Raw genomic sequence first — 13,485 nt, 5'->3', positions numbered from 1 at the left:
TTCCCGGCCGCCGGGCGAAACCGCCTGCTAGACAGGCCGCCATGACCGAAGAGATCGCCCCGCGGACCGCCACCCCCGACGAGATCGCCCTGCGGACCGCCACCCCCGACGAGATCCCCGCGCTGCTCGCCCTCTGGGCCCGGGCGGCGAAGGGCGCCAGCATCACGGACGACGCCCCGGGCGTGGCCGCGCTGCTCGCCCGGGACCCGGAGTGCCTGATCGTCGCGACCCCGGCGGGCGACCCGACCGCCGTCCTCGGCACCGTGATCGCCGGCTGGGACGGCTGGCGCTGCCACCTCTACCGGCTCGCCGTCGACCCCGACCACCGCCGCCGGGGCATCGGCGCCGCCCTGCTCGCCGCCGCCGAGGAGCGCTTCGCCGCGCTCGGCGGCCGCCGCGCGGACGCCATGGTGCTGGACGACAACGCCCTCGGCCACCGCACCTGGGAGGCCGCCGGCTACCGCCCCGAACCGCAGTGGAGCCGCTGGGTCAAGCCGCTGACCGCCTGACCCCGCCCCCGTCCGGACGGGCGCCGAGCGCTGGCGGCCGTGCCCGGGACGTGGTCCGCTGGGGCCGATGCGTGTGCGAACGACCATGTTCCGGCACGCCGCCCAGCCCACCCCGCGAAGCCCGGACAAGGACTGCCATGACCGACGACACCCGCACCCTCGCCTCCCCCGAGACGGCCGCCGAACTGCTCACCCGGATGCCCGACCTGGAACAGGCCCTCGCCTACTTCCACCAGCACGTGGCGTCCCCCAAGGCGGTCAACCTGTCCGTCGCCGAGAACGTCCTGCTCTACCACCACTCGATGAAGAAGAAGGTCTTCGACAACATCCAGCTGATCCCCGAGCGGTACATCCAGTACATCGACTCGGCCGGGACCTTGGCGGTGCGCCGGCCGGTCGCCAAGCTGCTCACCCTGGCGCTCGGCGCCGAGGTCGACGAGGGCGACGTGTTCGGCGTGGCCGGGGTCTCCTCCGCGCTGGAGTGCATCGCCTTCGCGCTCAAGGGCGCCGACCCGGTCGGCCCGCCGCTCAAGGACGGCGACGAGGTGCTGATCCCCGCGCCGTACTGGCAGGGCTTCAACTGGTCCTTCCAGGAGCGGCCCAGGCTCAAGTGCGTCCCGGTGAACCTGCCGACCACGGGGGAGGACCGGTACCGGCTCACCCTGCCCCTGATCCAGAAGGCCTACGAGGACCGGAAGGCGGCCGGCCGCACGCCGCGCCTGCTCGTCCTCACCAACCCGCACAACCCGCTGGGCGTGAACTACTCGCGGGCCCTGCTGGACGAGATCTACGGGTGGGCGCTCACGGACACCGACCTGCACATCATCTCGGACGAGATCTACTGTCACTCCCAACTCGACAGCAGCACAACGAAGTTCACCAGCGCGCTGGCCCTGAAGGCGTACCGGGAGCAGCCCGACCGGATCCACGTGGTCTGGGGCTTCGCCAAGGACTTCGGCCTGTCCGGCTTCCGTACCGGCTTCGTGATCTCCCGGAACCCCGCCGTGCGCAACACCATGCTCGGCAACAACGACCCGGCCGAGCCCACCCACCCGCTGCCCTGGTTCAGCCCCTTCGACTCGCTGAAGACCTACGTCATCCAGGACCTGCTGAGCGCCCCCGCCAACGGCTCCGGCGGCGAGCTCTACACCACCTATGCGATGCGGGAGTACCGCACGCTGCTCAAGACCAGCTTCGACAGGGTCAAGGGCGCCCTGGACGCCGCCAAGATCGACTACGTGCACCGGCCCGGCGACAACGCCGCCCAGTTCTTCTGGCTCGACCTCTCCAAGTACCTGGGCAAGCACCCCGGTACCGGCCGCGAGGAGGTGGCCGGGCTGCCGCTCGCCCGGCCGAGCGGACTCGACCCGAAGGAGGAGTGGCTGTTCAAGTACCTCATGGCCGAGCCCACCGAGGTCACGCTGCTGCCCGGCGGCACCATGCACAACCCGGCACCCGGCTTCTTCCGCCTCTGCTTCACCGCCCGCCAGCCCGAGGACGTCGTCGCCGCCGTCCAGCGGGTGGGGACGGCGCTGGGGAAGCTGAAGTAGCAGGCCCCGTGCGGCACCCGGGAGCTCCCGGGTGCCGCATGCGCCGTTCCTGGACTCAGCCGCCCAGCTCAGCCGCGCAGTTCGGCGAGCCAGGCCTCGACCTCGGTGGAGGTGCGGGGGAGGCCGGCCGACAGGTTCTCGTTGCCGTCCTCGGTGACCAGGATGTCGTCCTCGATCCGGACGCCGATGCCGTGGTACTCCTCGGGTACCGTCAGGTCGTTCTCCTGGAAGTAGATGCCCGGCTCGACGGTGAGCACCATGCCCGGCTTCAGCGGGCCGTCGACGTGCTCCTCGGTGCGCGAGTGGGCGCAGTCGTGGACGTCGAGGCCGAGCATGTGGCCGGTGCCGGCCAGGGTGAAGCGGCGGTGCAGGCCCAGCTCGTACACCTTGTCGGCGGTGAGGTCGCCGAACAGGCCCCAGGAGGTGAGGTGTTCGGCGAGCTCGCGCTGGGCGGCGTGGTGGAAGTCGCGGAAGTCGGCGCCGGGCTTCACCGCGGCGATGCCGGCCTCCTGCGCCGCGTACACCGCGTCGTAGACCTTGCGTTGCAGGTCGGTGAAGCGGCCGCTGACCGGGAGGGTGCGGGTGACGTCGGCGGTGTACAGGCGGTTGGTCTCCACGCCGGCGTCGAGCAGCAGGAGGTCGCCGGGCTTGGCGTGGCCGTTGTTGCGCACCCAGTGCAGGGTGGTGGCGTGCGGGCCGGCCGCGGCGATGCTGCCGTAGCCGATGTCGTTGCCCTCGATCCGGGCGCGGACGAAGAAGGTGCCCTCGATCAGCCGCTCGGGGGTCTCGGTGTCGGTGCCGAGGATGCGCACCACGTCCTCGAAGCCGCGGGCGGTGGCCTCGCAGGCGAAGCGCAGCTCGGCGATCTCGAACTCGTCCTTGACCAGGCGCTGGCCGGACAGGAAGACCTCGAACTCCGCGTCCCGCTCGGCGACGGCCCGGCCCTGGAGGGACTGCTCCACGCCCGCGTCGTGGCGGCGCAGCACGCGCACCGGGCCGGTGGCGGTGCCCAGGTCCGCGCGGACGGTGCGGACGTCCCGGCAGGGCAGGCCGAGCAGCTGCTCGCTCTCGGTCAGGCTGTTGCGGCGGCCGTCCCACAGCTCGCCGTGGTTGTCCAGCCAGAACTCGCCGTTGTCGGTCCGGGAGCGGTCGCGCAGGTAGAGCACGGCCCGGTGGCCGGTGTCGCCGGTCGGCTCCAGGACCAGCACGGCGTCCTGGGACTGGTCGCCGGTCAGGTAGACGTAGTCGGAGGACGGGCGGAACGGGTAGTCGGTGTCGTTGGCCCGCACCTTCGGGTTGCCGGACGGGATCACCAGGCGCTCGCCGGGGAAGGCCGCGGACAGCTCGGCGCGGCGGCGGGCGGTGTGCGCGGCCTGCGGGATCGGCTCCAGGGCGAGGCGCTCGGTGTCGGCCCAGCCCTGCTTCATGTTCTCGGCGAGCTCGTCCGTGACGCCGCGGGTGAGGCCGTTCTTGCGGTACTTGATGGTCTCGGCGGGTTCGGTCACAGCAGACTCTCCAGGTGAGGGTGGTGGATGCGAGGCGCTTCGCTACGCTGACCTGCCCAGTACGTAACAAGCGTTATGTACGGTATATCGAGCAGAGTTCGAAGAGAAGGGCTTGACACCTCGCGGACCCGGCCGACCTGGCGGGCCGGGTCTTCCATCTGCGCAACGACAACGCCACCCCCCTCGGGGTCCTTGCTGTCGCGGACGGGGAGGGTGCCGGGGAGCCCGGGTGCGACCTCGATGCATTGGCCGCCGCCGTTCCTCGACGGGTGGATTCGCGCTCGCCGCGGGGTGGATGAGGGTGCAGGCATGACGGCGCGGGCTTCGAGGGGTCTCGAAGCCCGCGCCGAAGTTCCGGTGTCAGGCGCCGTTGAGGGCGTAGGTGCGGAAGGTGGCCAGCAGGGGGAGGACCTCGGTCTGGCTCGGGTCCTCGGTCACGGCGCGCATGGAGTCGATCACCGCGTGGGCGATGGCCTTGGTCACCGCCAGGTCGTCCCGGGGCGCGAGGGTGCCCCAGGTCTTCAGGGCCTGGGTGAGCAGGGCGCTCATCCGGGCGCCGATGTTGGAGCTCACCGCGTCGGAGAGTTCGGCGAGCTCCTCGTCGCTCATGGTGGACCGCAGGCCGAAGGCCAGGGCCATCAGGGTGTCCATCGCGTGCTCGCCGTACGCGGCGACCAGCGCCGGGAGCGACCGTTCGTCCGCACCGCCCGCGGCGAGGGCGGACAGCGCCTCGTCGTCGTCCTTCCACGCAGCCTCCAGGGCGGCCAGGGCCCGAAGAGACTCGTCTACCGTCATCCCGTCTGTCATGGGAGGAACGGTATTGAGCCCGTAGCGTCCGAACCCAGGGTTCGGGCGCCGGAATCACACCTTCGAGCGAAGCCGGGCCTATTCGGGCCGATGGGTGTGCGCGAAGTGCTCCGCGTTCCAGGTGCCGCCCAGTTCCGGGGCCAGCGAGGCGACGGCGAGGGCGGCGAAGTCCGCGGCGGCTGCGGCGCGTTCCGGCAGGGCGCCGAGCAGCGGGGCGCCGGCCGAGCGCGGTAGGTCGGCGAGGTTGCAGCGCTTGGCGAGCCCGGGGGCGGTGGGCCAGGAGCCGACGAGCACGCCCGTCAGCGGCAGCCGGCGGGCGGCCAGGGCCTCCGCGGAGAGCGCGACGATGTTCAGCGTGCCCAGCCCGGCGGAGGCGACGAGCAGGACCTCGGCCGGCAGCCCGGCGTCCAGGACGGCCCGGGCCTGGTCGGCCAGGGTGCGGCCCTCGTCGTCATAACGGACGAGCAGCCCGCCCGCGCCCTCGACCAGCACCAGGTCGTGCCCGGCGGCCAGTTCGGCGACGGCGTCGGCCACCTCGGCGGGGGAGAGGAAGGGCATCCCGGCCCGCCGGGCGGCGGTGTCGGGCGCCAGCGGCTCCGGGTAGCGCACGAGTTCACGGATCGTCAGGTTACCGGCCAGGCGCCGGACTTCATCGGCGTCGCCGGGTTCGCCGGGGGCGATCCCGGTCTGCCCGGGCTTGAGCACCGCGACCCGCAGGCCGGCCTGCAGCGCGGCCGAGGCGACCGCCGCCGTGGCGACCGTCTTGCCGACCTCGGTGTTGGTGCCCGTCATGAACAGGATCCGCGCGCTCATCCGGCCACCGCCGCAGCGGTCACGGCGTCGGCGATGCGTGCCACGTCCTCGTCCTCCGTCACGTAGGGGGGCATGGTGTAGATCAGGTCCCGGAAGGGGCGCAGCCAGACGCCGGCCCGGGCGGCCGCCTCGGTGGCCGCCGGGACGTTCACCGGGTGGTCCAACTGGACGACGCCGATGGCGCCCTGGACCCGGACGTCCCGGACGCCCGGGAGGCCGGCGGCGGCCGCGAGCCCGTCGGCGAGTCCGGCCTCGATGCGCTTGATCCCGACCGCCCAGTCCTGGCCTAGCAGCAGCTCCAGCGAGGCGTTGGCGGCCGCGCAGGCCAGCGGGTTGCCCATGAAGGTCGGCCCGTGCGCGAGCACCGGCATCTCGCCGCGGCTGATGCCGTCGGCGATCTCGCCGGTGCACAGTGCGGCGGCGAGGGTCAGGTAGCCGCCGGTGAGCGCCTTGCCCAGGCACATCACGTCCGGCGAGACGCCCGCGTGGTCGGCGGCGAACAGTGCGCCGCTGCGGCCGAATCCGGTGGCGATCTCGTCGAAGACGAGCAGCACCCCGTACCGGTCGCAGAGTTCGCGCAGCATCCGTAGGTAGGCGGGGGAGTGGAACTGCATCCCGCCGGCGCCCTGCACCACCGGTTCGACGATGACGGCGGCCAGCTCGTCGGCGTGCCGGGCCATCAGCTCCTCGAACTCGGCCGCGTACCCGGCGTCGAGCGGGGCGTCGAACCCGGCCGGTGGCTGCGGGGCGAACAGCTGCCCGGGCAGCACCCCGCCCCACAGGTGGTGCATGCCGCCGTCCGGATCGCAGACGGACATCGGGTGGAAGGTGTCGCCGTGGTACCCGCCGCGCCAGGTCAGCAGCCGGCGCTTGGCCGGGCGGCCGGTGGACTGCCAGTACTGGAGGCACATCTTCAGCGCGACCTCGACGGCCACCGAGCCCGAGTCGGCGAGGAAGACGTGCTGCAGCGGTTCGGGCGTGATCTCGACCAGCGTCGCCGCCAGCCGGACGGCGGGCTCGTGGGTGAGCCCGCCGAACATGACGTGGCTCATCCGCCCCAGCTGCTCGCGCACGGCCTCGTCCAGCACCGGGTGCCGGTAGCCGTGGATGGCCGCCCACCAGGACGACATCCCGTCGACGAGCTCGCGCTGCCCGCCCGCGACGGGCTCGGCGAGGCGCAGCCGGACCCCCGAGGCGGATTCGACCACGTACGGGGTGGCGGTGCCGGGCATCGGCCCGTACGGGTGCCAGACGTGGGCGCGGTCGAGGGCGAGCAGCGTGTCCGCGGACAGCTGGGGCATGATGCGTCAGTCTCCAGAACTATCAGGCATTGGGCGCGAGTTCGGTGCCGGCGCCGCGCAGCCGGACCTTGACGAGGTCGCTGCGCAGCTCCCCGTCCGAGGCGTCCGAGGCGGCGGCGTCGGCGTCGACCGCGACGGGGGCGTCGGCCGGGGCGTGCGCGTGCCCGCCGCACGGGCCGCAGCCGCCGCCGCTGCCGCAGGCCGAGGCCGCGGTGCCGCAGGAGGAGGCCGCCGCAATGTCCGCGCGGTGGCGGGGCAGGGTGGCCTCGCCGGCGCCCTCGACCTCGAACCCGGCGTCCTTGATCATGTCGAGGTCGGTCTGCCCGGCCTGGCCCTCGCTGGTCAGGTAGTCGCCGAGGAAGATCGAGTTGGCGACGTGCAGGCCGAGCGGCTGCATCGAGCGCAGGTGCACCTCGCGGCCGCCGGCGATCCGCACCTCGGTGTCCGGGTTGACGAAGCGGACCATCGCCAGGATGCGCAGGCAGCGCTGCGGGCTGAGGTTCCACTCCTTGGCGAGCGGGGTGCCCTCGAACGGGATCAGGAAGTTGACCGGGACGGAGTCCGAGCCCAGCTCGCGCAGCGCGAACACCACGTCGACCAGGTCCTCGTCGCTCTCGCCCATGCCGGCGATCAGGCCGGAGCAGGCGGACAGGCCCGCGCCGTGCGCCTTCTGCACGGTGTCCACCCGGTCCGCGTAGGTGTGGGTGGTGGTGATGTCGCCGTAGGTCTTCTCGGAGGTGTTGAGGTTGTGGTTGTAGGCGTCGGCGCCGGCCGCCTTCAGCCGCTCCGCCTGGTTGTCGGAGAGCAGGCCGAGGCAGACGCAGATCTCGACCTCGGGGTCGGCGTCCTTGATGGCGGCCATGGTGTCGGTGACCCGGTCGATGTCGCGGTCCGTGGGGCCGCGGCCGCTGGCGACCAGGCACACGCGCTTGGCGCCGCCGGCCACCCCGGCGCGGGCCGCGTCGGCGGCCTGGTCGGGCTTGAGCCAGGTGTACTTGAGGATCTCGGCCTTGGAGCCCAGCCGCTGCGAGCAGTAGTTGCAGTCCTCCGGGCAGAGCCCGCTCTTGAGGTTCACCAGGTAGTTGAGCTTCACGCGCCGGCCGAACCACCTCCGGCGGACCTTGCCGGCCGCGGCGACGACGTCCAGCAGCTCGTCGTCGGTGGTGGCGAGGACGGCCAGCGCCTCCTCGCGGGTCGGGACTTCGCCGCGCAGGCCCTTGGCGGTGAGGGTATCGAGCAGATCCATGGGGCCGATCCTGCCTGGTGGCGCTCGAATGGCGCCAGAGGGAACCCGCCAGAAGATCGGCGGAAGGATGTGCCACTTGCCACAGTGTCGAAGCTCACGGTGTCGTCGCTGGTCACGAGCTTGACGCCGGTGCGAATCGGAGGTTACTGGCGGGTAGGCGGTGGTCGCGGCGAAGGGCCGGACAGGCCGGCGCAGGGCGGTCGCCGGTGCGCGCGCCGGACGGTCGCGGGCGTCGGCGCGCGGCGGTGACCGGCAACCCCCCACCCCGTGATCCACGCCACCCGACGGTTGCTTAGAATCTGCGCCATGACCACGCAGGGGGAGCGCACCCCGACTCCGGGAGAGGGCCAGAACGGCCAGGCAGTGCGGCGGACCGGCGGGGCCCCCGCCGGCGCGGGCACGGACCTGAGCGGCAGTCGGGTCGGCGGCAGGGGCAGGCGGCTGACGGCCCGCCGGGCCGTGGGCTGGGTCGTCGTGGTGGGAGTGGTGGCCGCCGGCGGATGGATCATCACCCGCCCGATGCCCGGCGACTACATACCCGGGCTCGGCCCGTCCAGCAAGGACGCGGCCAGGACGCCGCCGGTGGTGGGGACCCCGCCGCCGCGCACCGACCCCGAGGGCCTCAATGCCGACAGCCTCTTCCCCGCCCAGCGGCCGGTCGAGGCCGCCGGATACAAGGCCCGGCGTGGCGCCATCCGGCAGGGCGGCAACTGCACCGAGGTGCTGCAGGACCGCACCCAGGAACTGCTCAAGGACACCGGCTGTCAGGCCTACCTGACCGTCAGCTTCACCGGCCAGGACCGCCCGGTGCTCAGCAGTGTCACCGTCCTGCGCTTCGGCGACCAGGCCGCCGCCACCCGGGCCGCCGACACCCTGCGCGGCAAGCCCGGCGCGCTCGCCTTCATCCTTCCGGACACCAACGCCGCCCCCGCGCCGTCCTCCGGCGGGCCCAAGTCGGCCGAGCCACGGGTCGAGGCGGTCGGGCACTACGTGACGGTGGTGAGCTCCCGGCTCAGCGACGCCCGCACGCCCGGCCCCGGCACCCAGTCCACCCCGGCCTCGACGCCGTCGGGCCCGGCGCTCACCACCGAGCAGACCCTGGAGGAGGCGACCCGCGCGCTCTCCTACGCGGCGGGCGCGCCGTTCGTCTGGATGTGACGCCGCGCCGGCCCCCCGCTCCGGGGGGCCGGCGACTCCGAAAGCGAGGGCTGGCGGCCCGTCAGCCGCCCAGTCGGTCCACCGCGGTGACCCGCAGCACCGCCCGGCCCTCCTCGTCCGAGCCGTACAGGTCGACCTCGGCGCTGATGCCCCAGTCGTGGTCGCCCTCCGGGTCGTCGAAGATCTGCCGGACCTTCCAGGCGGAGTCCTCCTCCTCGATGATCAGCATCTTGGGGCCGCGCGCGTTCGGGCCGGTGCCGAGGTCGTCGTACTCCTCCCAGTACCCGTCCATGGCGTCCGCCCAGCGGTCCGCGTCCCAGCCGTACGAGCCGTCCAGCTCGGCGAGCTCCGCGTAGTGCTCCAGCGCGCACAGCTCGACCCGGCGGAACAGCTCGTTGCGCACCAGCACCCGGAACGCCCGCGCGTTCGCCGTCACCGGCGCCGGCTTGTCGTCCAGCGTCACCTCGGGGGCCTGCGGGTCCGTCGGGTTGGCCAGCTGCTCCCACTCGTCCAGCAGGCTGGAGTCGACCTGGCGGACCAGCTCGCCGAGCCAGGCGATGACGTCCTTCAGGTCGTCGGTCTTCACGTCCTCGGGGACGGTCTGCTCCAGCGCCTTGAACGCGCTCGCCAGGTAGCGCAGCACGATGCCCTCGGTGCGCGCCAGCTCGTAGAAGCCGACGTAGTCCGAGAAGGTCATCGCCCGCTCGTACAGGTCGCGGACCACCGACTTCGGCCGCAGCTCGTGGTCGCCGATCCACGGGTGCGCCCGGCGGTACACCTCGTACGCGTGGGTGAGCAGTTCCTCCAGCGGCTTCGGGTAGGTGATCTCCTGGAGCCGCTCCATCCGCTCCTCGTACTCGATCCCGTCGCGCTTCATCTCGCCGATGGCCTCGCCGCGCGCCTTGTTCTGCTGCGCGGCGAGGATCTGGCGCGGGTCGTCGAGGGTCGCCTCGACCACCGAGATCACGTCCAGCGCGTACGAGGGCGAGGTCGGGTCGAGGAGCTCGAAGGAGGCCAGGGCGAAGGTGGAGAGCGGCTGGTTGAGCGCGAAGTTCTCCTGGAGGTCGAGCGTCAGGCGCACGATCCGGCCCTCGGCGTCCGGCTCCGGCAGCCGCTCGACCACGCCGCCCTGCAGCAGGGAGCGGTAGATCGCGATCGCGGTGCGGATGTGCCGGCGCTGCGCCGTGCGGTCCTCGTGGTTGTCGGTGAGCAGCTTGCGCATCGCCTCGAAGGCGTTGCCGGGGCGGCCGATCACCGACAGCAGCATCGCGTGGCTCACCTTGAACCGGGAGACCAGCGGCTCCGGGTCGGCGCCGATCAGCTTGTCGAAGGTCTCCTCGGTCCAGCCGACGAAGCCCTCCGGCGCCTTCTTGCGCACCACCTTGCGCTTCTTCTTCGGGTCGTCCCCGGCCTTGGCGATCGCCTTGTCGTTCTCGATCACGTGCTCGGGCGCCTGCGCCACCACCTGTCCGACGGTGTCGAACCCGGCCCGGCCCGCGCGCCCGGCGATCTGGTGGAACTCCCGGGCGCGCAGGATCCGCACCCGCTGCCCGTCGTACTTCGACAGGGCGGTGAACAGCACCGTGCGGATCGGCACGTTGACGCCGACACCGAGCGTGTCCGTCCCGCAGATCACCTTCAACAGGCCCGCCTGGGCGAGGCGTTCGACCAGCCGGCGGTACTTCGGCAGCATGCCCGCGTGGTGCACGCCGATGCCGTGGCGCACGAAACGCGACAGGTTGCGGCCGAACTTGGTGGTGAAGCGGAAACCGCCGATCAGGTCGGCGATGGCGTCCTTCTCCGCCTTCGAGCACATGTTGATGCTCATCAGCGACTGCGCCCGGTCCACCGCCTCCTTCTGCGTGAAGTGCACCACGTAGACCGGCGCCTGGCCGGTCTGCAGCAGCTCCTCCAGGGTGTCGTGCATCGTGGTGCGGCGGTACTCGTAGAACAGCGGCACCGGGCGGGTCGTGTTGCGCACCACCGTCGTCGGGCGGCCCGTCCGGCGGGTCAGGTCCTCCTCGAAGCGGCGCACGTCGCCGAGCGTCGCCGACATCAGCAGGAACTGCGCCTGCGGCAGCTCCAGCAGCGGGATCTGCCAGGCCCAGCCGCGGTCCGGCTCCGCGTAGAAGTGGAACTCGTCCATGACCACCTGGCCGACGTCCGCCCGGAGGCCGTCGCGCAGCGCGATCTGCGCCAGCACCTCGGCCGTGCAGCAGATGATCGGCGCGGTCGGGTTCACGCTCGCGTCGCCGGTCATCATGCCGACCTGCTCGGTGCCGAACATCTTGACCAGGTCGAAGAACTTCTCCGACACCAGCGCCTTGATCGGCGCCGTGTAGAACGTCCGCTTCCCCTCCGCCAGCGCCGCGAAGTGCGCCCCGGCCGCCACCAGGCTCTTGCCCGACCCGGTCGGCGTCGCCAGGATGACGTTGTTCCCCGACACCAGCTCGATCAGCGCCTCCTCCTGCGCCGGGTACAGCGTGATCCCGCGCTCCTCCGCCCACGCGGCGAAGGTCTCGTACAGCGCATCGGGCGTGGCGGGCTTCGGCATCAGATCAAGGAGGGTCACCCGGCTATCTTGCCTGCTCGCCGCCACCCCCGGCAAAGCCCGCCCTCCGCCGGCACCCGCCCCGGGACTGTCCGGATCGCTGCACCGTCGGCCGCGAAGCTGTGCGCGGCCGCACATTGATCGCGGCGGCGGGGCCGTGCCAGAGTGCCGGGCATGGTCCAACCGCTCGCGTCCGGAACGCACACCACCGACCTGGCCCCGGCGGCCGTCTTCGACTGGCTCGACGAGGCCGCCGAGCTGCGGGCCGAGGCCGGGCTGACGCGCCGGCTGCGCAGCCGCGCGGCACAGGACCCGGTGCTCGACCTGGCCGGGAACGACTACCTGGGGCTGACCAGGCACCCGGCGGTGACGCAGGCGGCGGCCGAGGCGGCGCTGCGCTGGGGCGGAGGATCGACCGGGTCGCGGCTGGTGACCGGGACGACCGCGCTGCACACCGAACTGGAGGAGGAGCTCGCCGCGTTCTGCGGGGTCGAGGCGGCGCTGGTGTTCTCCTCCGGGTACACCGCCAACCTGGCCGCGCTGACCGCGCTCACCGACCCGGACACGCTGATCGTGTCGGACGCCTACAACCACGCCTCGCTGATCGACGGCTGCCGGCTCGCCCGCGCCGACGTCCACCGGGCCCCGCACAGCGACCCGGCGGCGGTCGCCGAGGTGCTGGCCGGGCGGACCCAGCGGCGGGCGCTGGTGGTCAGCGACTCGGTGTTCTCGGTGGACGGCGACGCCGCCCCGCTGACCGGGCTGTCCGCCGCCGCCCGGGCGCACGGTGCAGCGCTGCTGGTCGACGACGCGCACGGGCTGGGCGTCCTCGGCCCCGGCGGCGCCGGGGCGCTCGCGGCGGCCGGGCTCGCCGGGCAGCCGGACACCGTCGCCACCGTCACTCTCTCCAAGTCGCTCGGCTCGCAGGGCGGCGCCGTGCTCGGGCCGCGCCGGGTGATCCGCCACCTCACCGAGACCGCCCGCACCTTCATCTTCGACACCGGCCTCGCCCCGGCCGCCGTCGCCGCCGCCCTCGCCGCGCTGCGCCTGCTGCGCACCGAGCCGCACCGCGCCGACCGCACCCGCGAGGTGGCCCGCGGCCTCGCGGCCCGGCTGACCGCCGCCGGGTTCCGGGCCTGCGAGCCGGACGCGGCCGTGGTGTCGGTGCGCGCCCCGGGCGCGGAGGCCGCCGTCGCCTGGGCCGCCGACTGCCGACGGGCCGGGCTCGCCGTCGGCTGCTTCCGCCCGCCGTCCGTGCCGGACGGGGTGTCCCGGCTGCGGCTGACCGCGCGCGGGGACCTGACGGACGCGCAGCTCGCGGAGGCGGTCCGGATCATCGCCGAGCTGGCGCCGGAGGGCGCCCGGGTCGGCTGACACCTGCCGGGAGGGGCGCGCGGCGGCCGGCTGCCTGGCCGCCCGCCCGGCTGCCCGCTTGGTCGCCCGCTTGGTCGGCCGCTTGGCCGCCCGTGCAACCGTCCGGCCGTCGGTGGCGTCACCCCAGCGGGGGTGAGCCGATGGGGGTGGCGGTGCGGCGGTGGGGGCCGGTGGTGGCCGGGGTGCTGCTGGTGTGGCTGGCCGGGTGGCTGGTGGGCGGGCCGGTGCGGCAGTTCGGGCAGGCGGCGGGCCTGGTGGGGGTGCCCGGGACGTTCCGGGCGGAGCGGTGTCTGATCCCGGCGTACGAGGACGGCCCACCCCCTTCGGACTGCCGGGGCGCGTTCCGCCCGGACGGCGGCGGCCCGGTGCACGGGCACGCCCGGATGTGGGCGGGCGCGCCGGTCGGCGAGGACGTCTGGGCGGTGTGCGAGGGCGACGAGTGCCACCTGGTGTCGGACGCCGAGGTGGCGCGGACGGTGATGCTGCTGGCGCTGGCCCTGGCACCGGGGGTGGCGGGCGTGCTGCTGACCGGCGTCGGCCTGCGCGAGCGGCGGGTCGGCCGGGGGCTGCTGCTCTCCGGCGCGGTCGGGGGCGTCCTGCTGTTCACCCTGGTGGTGCTGGGCGGCATCCTCTGGTTCGTGCTGGCCATGACGGGGGTGTGAAGACACGCC

The 13,485-nt window shown here is 73.3% G+C and carries 12 protein-coding genes; 5 read left to right on the top strand and 7 right to left on the bottom strand.

Annotation, left to right across the window (positions count from 1 at the left end; all coding sequences use genetic code 11):
• Positions 1-41: 41 nt before the first annotated feature.
• Both A6F73_RS02610 and A6F73_RS02605 read left to right on the top strand, forming a co-directional pair.
• Entirely contained in the window at positions 42-509 is a 468-nt protein-coding gene (locus tag A6F73_RS02610) for a GNAT family N-acetyltransferase (RefSeq protein ID WP_063346250.1), read from the top strand.
• A 137-nt stretch (positions 510-646) separates the two neighbouring features.
• Positions 647-2,059, top strand: a complete 1,413-nt coding sequence (locus A6F73_RS02605; protein WP_063346249.1) for a pyridoxal phosphate-dependent aminotransferase — start codon at positions 647-649, stop codon at positions 2,057-2,059.
• A 68-nt stretch (positions 2,060-2,127) separates the two neighbouring features.
• On the opposite strand, the gene A6F73_RS02600 is transcribed toward A6F73_RS02605, so the two are convergent.
• The 6 genes from A6F73_RS02600 to bioB form a co-directional block, all read right to left on the bottom strand.
• Positions 2,128-3,564: an aminopeptidase P family protein gene (locus tag A6F73_RS02600; protein ID WP_063346248.1), complete on the bottom strand. Its 1,437-nt coding sequence runs from the start codon at positions 3,562-3,564 to the stop codon at positions 2,128-2,130.
• Positions 3,561-3,875, bottom strand: coding sequence for a DUF397 domain-containing protein (locus A6F73_RS38960; RefSeq protein WP_079135371.1), 315 nt, complete (start codon positions 3,873-3,875; stop codon positions 3,561-3,563). Before A6F73_RS38960 ends, A6F73_RS02600 begins: the two co-directional genes overlap by 4 nt.
• A 49-nt stretch (positions 3,876-3,924) precedes the next feature.
• Complete coding sequence (locus tag A6F73_RS02595) at positions 3,925-4,371, bottom strand: hypothetical protein (protein ID WP_063346247.1); 447 nt, start codon at positions 4,369-4,371, stop codon at positions 3,925-3,927.
• Between the two features lie 78 nt (positions 4,372-4,449).
• Positions 4,450-5,184, bottom strand: coding sequence for a dethiobiotin synthase (gene bioD / locus A6F73_RS02590; RefSeq protein WP_063346246.1), 735 nt, complete (start codon positions 5,182-5,184; stop codon positions 4,450-4,452).
• Positions 5,181-6,485 (bottom strand): adenosylmethionine--8-amino-7-oxononanoate transaminase, encoded by a 1,305-nt coding sequence (locus A6F73_RS02585; RefSeq protein WP_063346245.1) that lies wholly within the window; start codon positions 6,483-6,485, stop codon positions 5,181-5,183. The genes bioD and A6F73_RS02585 overlap by 4 nt, the downstream gene beginning before the upstream one ends.
• 22 nt (positions 6,486-6,507) lie before the next feature.
• Positions 6,508-7,731 (bottom strand): biotin synthase BioB, encoded by a 1,224-nt coding sequence (bioB, locus tag A6F73_RS02580; protein WP_063346244.1) that lies wholly within the window; start codon positions 7,729-7,731, stop codon positions 6,508-6,510.
• A gap of 306 nt (positions 7,732-8,037) precedes the next feature.
• On the opposite strand from bioB, the gene A6F73_RS02575 reads away from it, so the two are divergent.
• Positions 8,038-8,889, top strand: coding sequence for a hypothetical protein (locus tag A6F73_RS02575; RefSeq protein WP_159398327.1), 852 nt, complete (start codon positions 8,038-8,040; stop codon positions 8,887-8,889).
• Between the two features lie 61 nt (positions 8,890-8,950).
• Here the strand turns inward: A6F73_RS02575 and A6F73_RS02570 are convergent, their stop codons facing one another.
• Positions 8,951-11,461 (bottom strand): DEAD/DEAH box helicase, encoded by a 2,511-nt coding sequence (locus A6F73_RS02570; RefSeq protein ID WP_063346242.1) that lies wholly within the window; start codon positions 11,459-11,461, stop codon positions 8,951-8,953.
• Positions 11,462-11,614: 153 nt separating this feature from the next.
• Between A6F73_RS02570 and A6F73_RS02565 the strand changes: the two genes are divergently transcribed.
• Positions 11,615-12,814, top strand: a complete 1,200-nt coding sequence (locus A6F73_RS02565; protein ID WP_063346241.1) for an 8-amino-7-oxononanoate synthase — start codon at positions 11,615-11,617, stop codon at positions 12,812-12,814.
• 140 nt (positions 12,815-12,954) lie between these two features.
• Positions 12,955-13,476 (top strand): hypothetical protein, encoded by a 522-nt coding sequence (locus A6F73_RS02560; protein WP_063346240.1) that lies wholly within the window; start codon positions 12,955-12,957, stop codon positions 13,474-13,476.
• Positions 13,477-13,485 lie beyond the last annotated feature (9 nt).

This window comes from Streptomyces sp. MJM8645 (genome assembly GCF_001625365.1).
Classification (GTDB): domain Bacteria; phylum Actinomycetota; class Actinomycetes; order Streptomycetales; family Streptomycetaceae; genus Kitasatospora.
The sequence above is the reverse complement of the archived record's forward strand: the minus strand, read 5'-3'. Positions and strand labels throughout refer to the sequence as shown.

What these genes read in the sequence shown, in the direction of transcription:
- A6F73_RS02610 (WP_063346250.1), top strand. Translation starts at nt 42, where the DNA reads ATGACCGAAGAGATCGCCCCGCGGACCGCCACCCCCGACGAGATCGCC.
- A6F73_RS02605 (WP_063346249.1), top strand. Translation starts at nt 647, where the DNA reads ATGACCGACGACACCCGCACCCTCGCCTCCCCCGAGACGGCCGCCGAA.
- A6F73_RS38960 (WP_079135371.1), bottom strand. Translation starts at nt 3,875, where the DNA reads ATGCCTGCACCCTCATCCACCCCGCGGCGAGCGCGAATCCACCCGTCG.
- A6F73_RS02595 (WP_063346247.1), bottom strand. Translation starts at nt 4,371, where the DNA reads ATGACAGACGGGATGACGGTAGACGAGTCTCTTCGGGCCCTGGCCGCC.
- bioD (WP_063346246.1), bottom strand. Translation starts at nt 5,184, where the DNA reads ATGAGCGCGCGGATCCTGTTCATGACGGGCACCAACACCGAGGTCGGC.
- A6F73_RS02585 (WP_063346245.1), bottom strand. Translation starts at nt 6,485, where the DNA reads ATGCCCCAGCTGTCCGCGGACACGCTGCTCGCCCTCGACCGCGCCCAC.
- bioB (WP_063346244.1), bottom strand. Translation starts at nt 7,731, where the DNA reads ATGGATCTGCTCGATACCCTCACCGCCAAGGGCCTGCGCGGCGAAGTC.
- A6F73_RS02575 (WP_159398327.1), top strand. Translation starts at nt 8,038, where the DNA reads ATGACCACGCAGGGGGAGCGCACCCCGACTCCGGGAGAGGGCCAGAAC.
- A6F73_RS02565 (WP_063346241.1), top strand. Translation starts at nt 11,615, where the DNA reads ATGGTCCAACCGCTCGCGTCCGGAACGCACACCACCGACCTGGCCCCG.
- A6F73_RS02560 (WP_063346240.1), top strand. Translation starts at nt 12,955, where the DNA reads ATGGGGGTGGCGGTGCGGCGGTGGGGGCCGGTGGTGGCCGGGGTGCTG.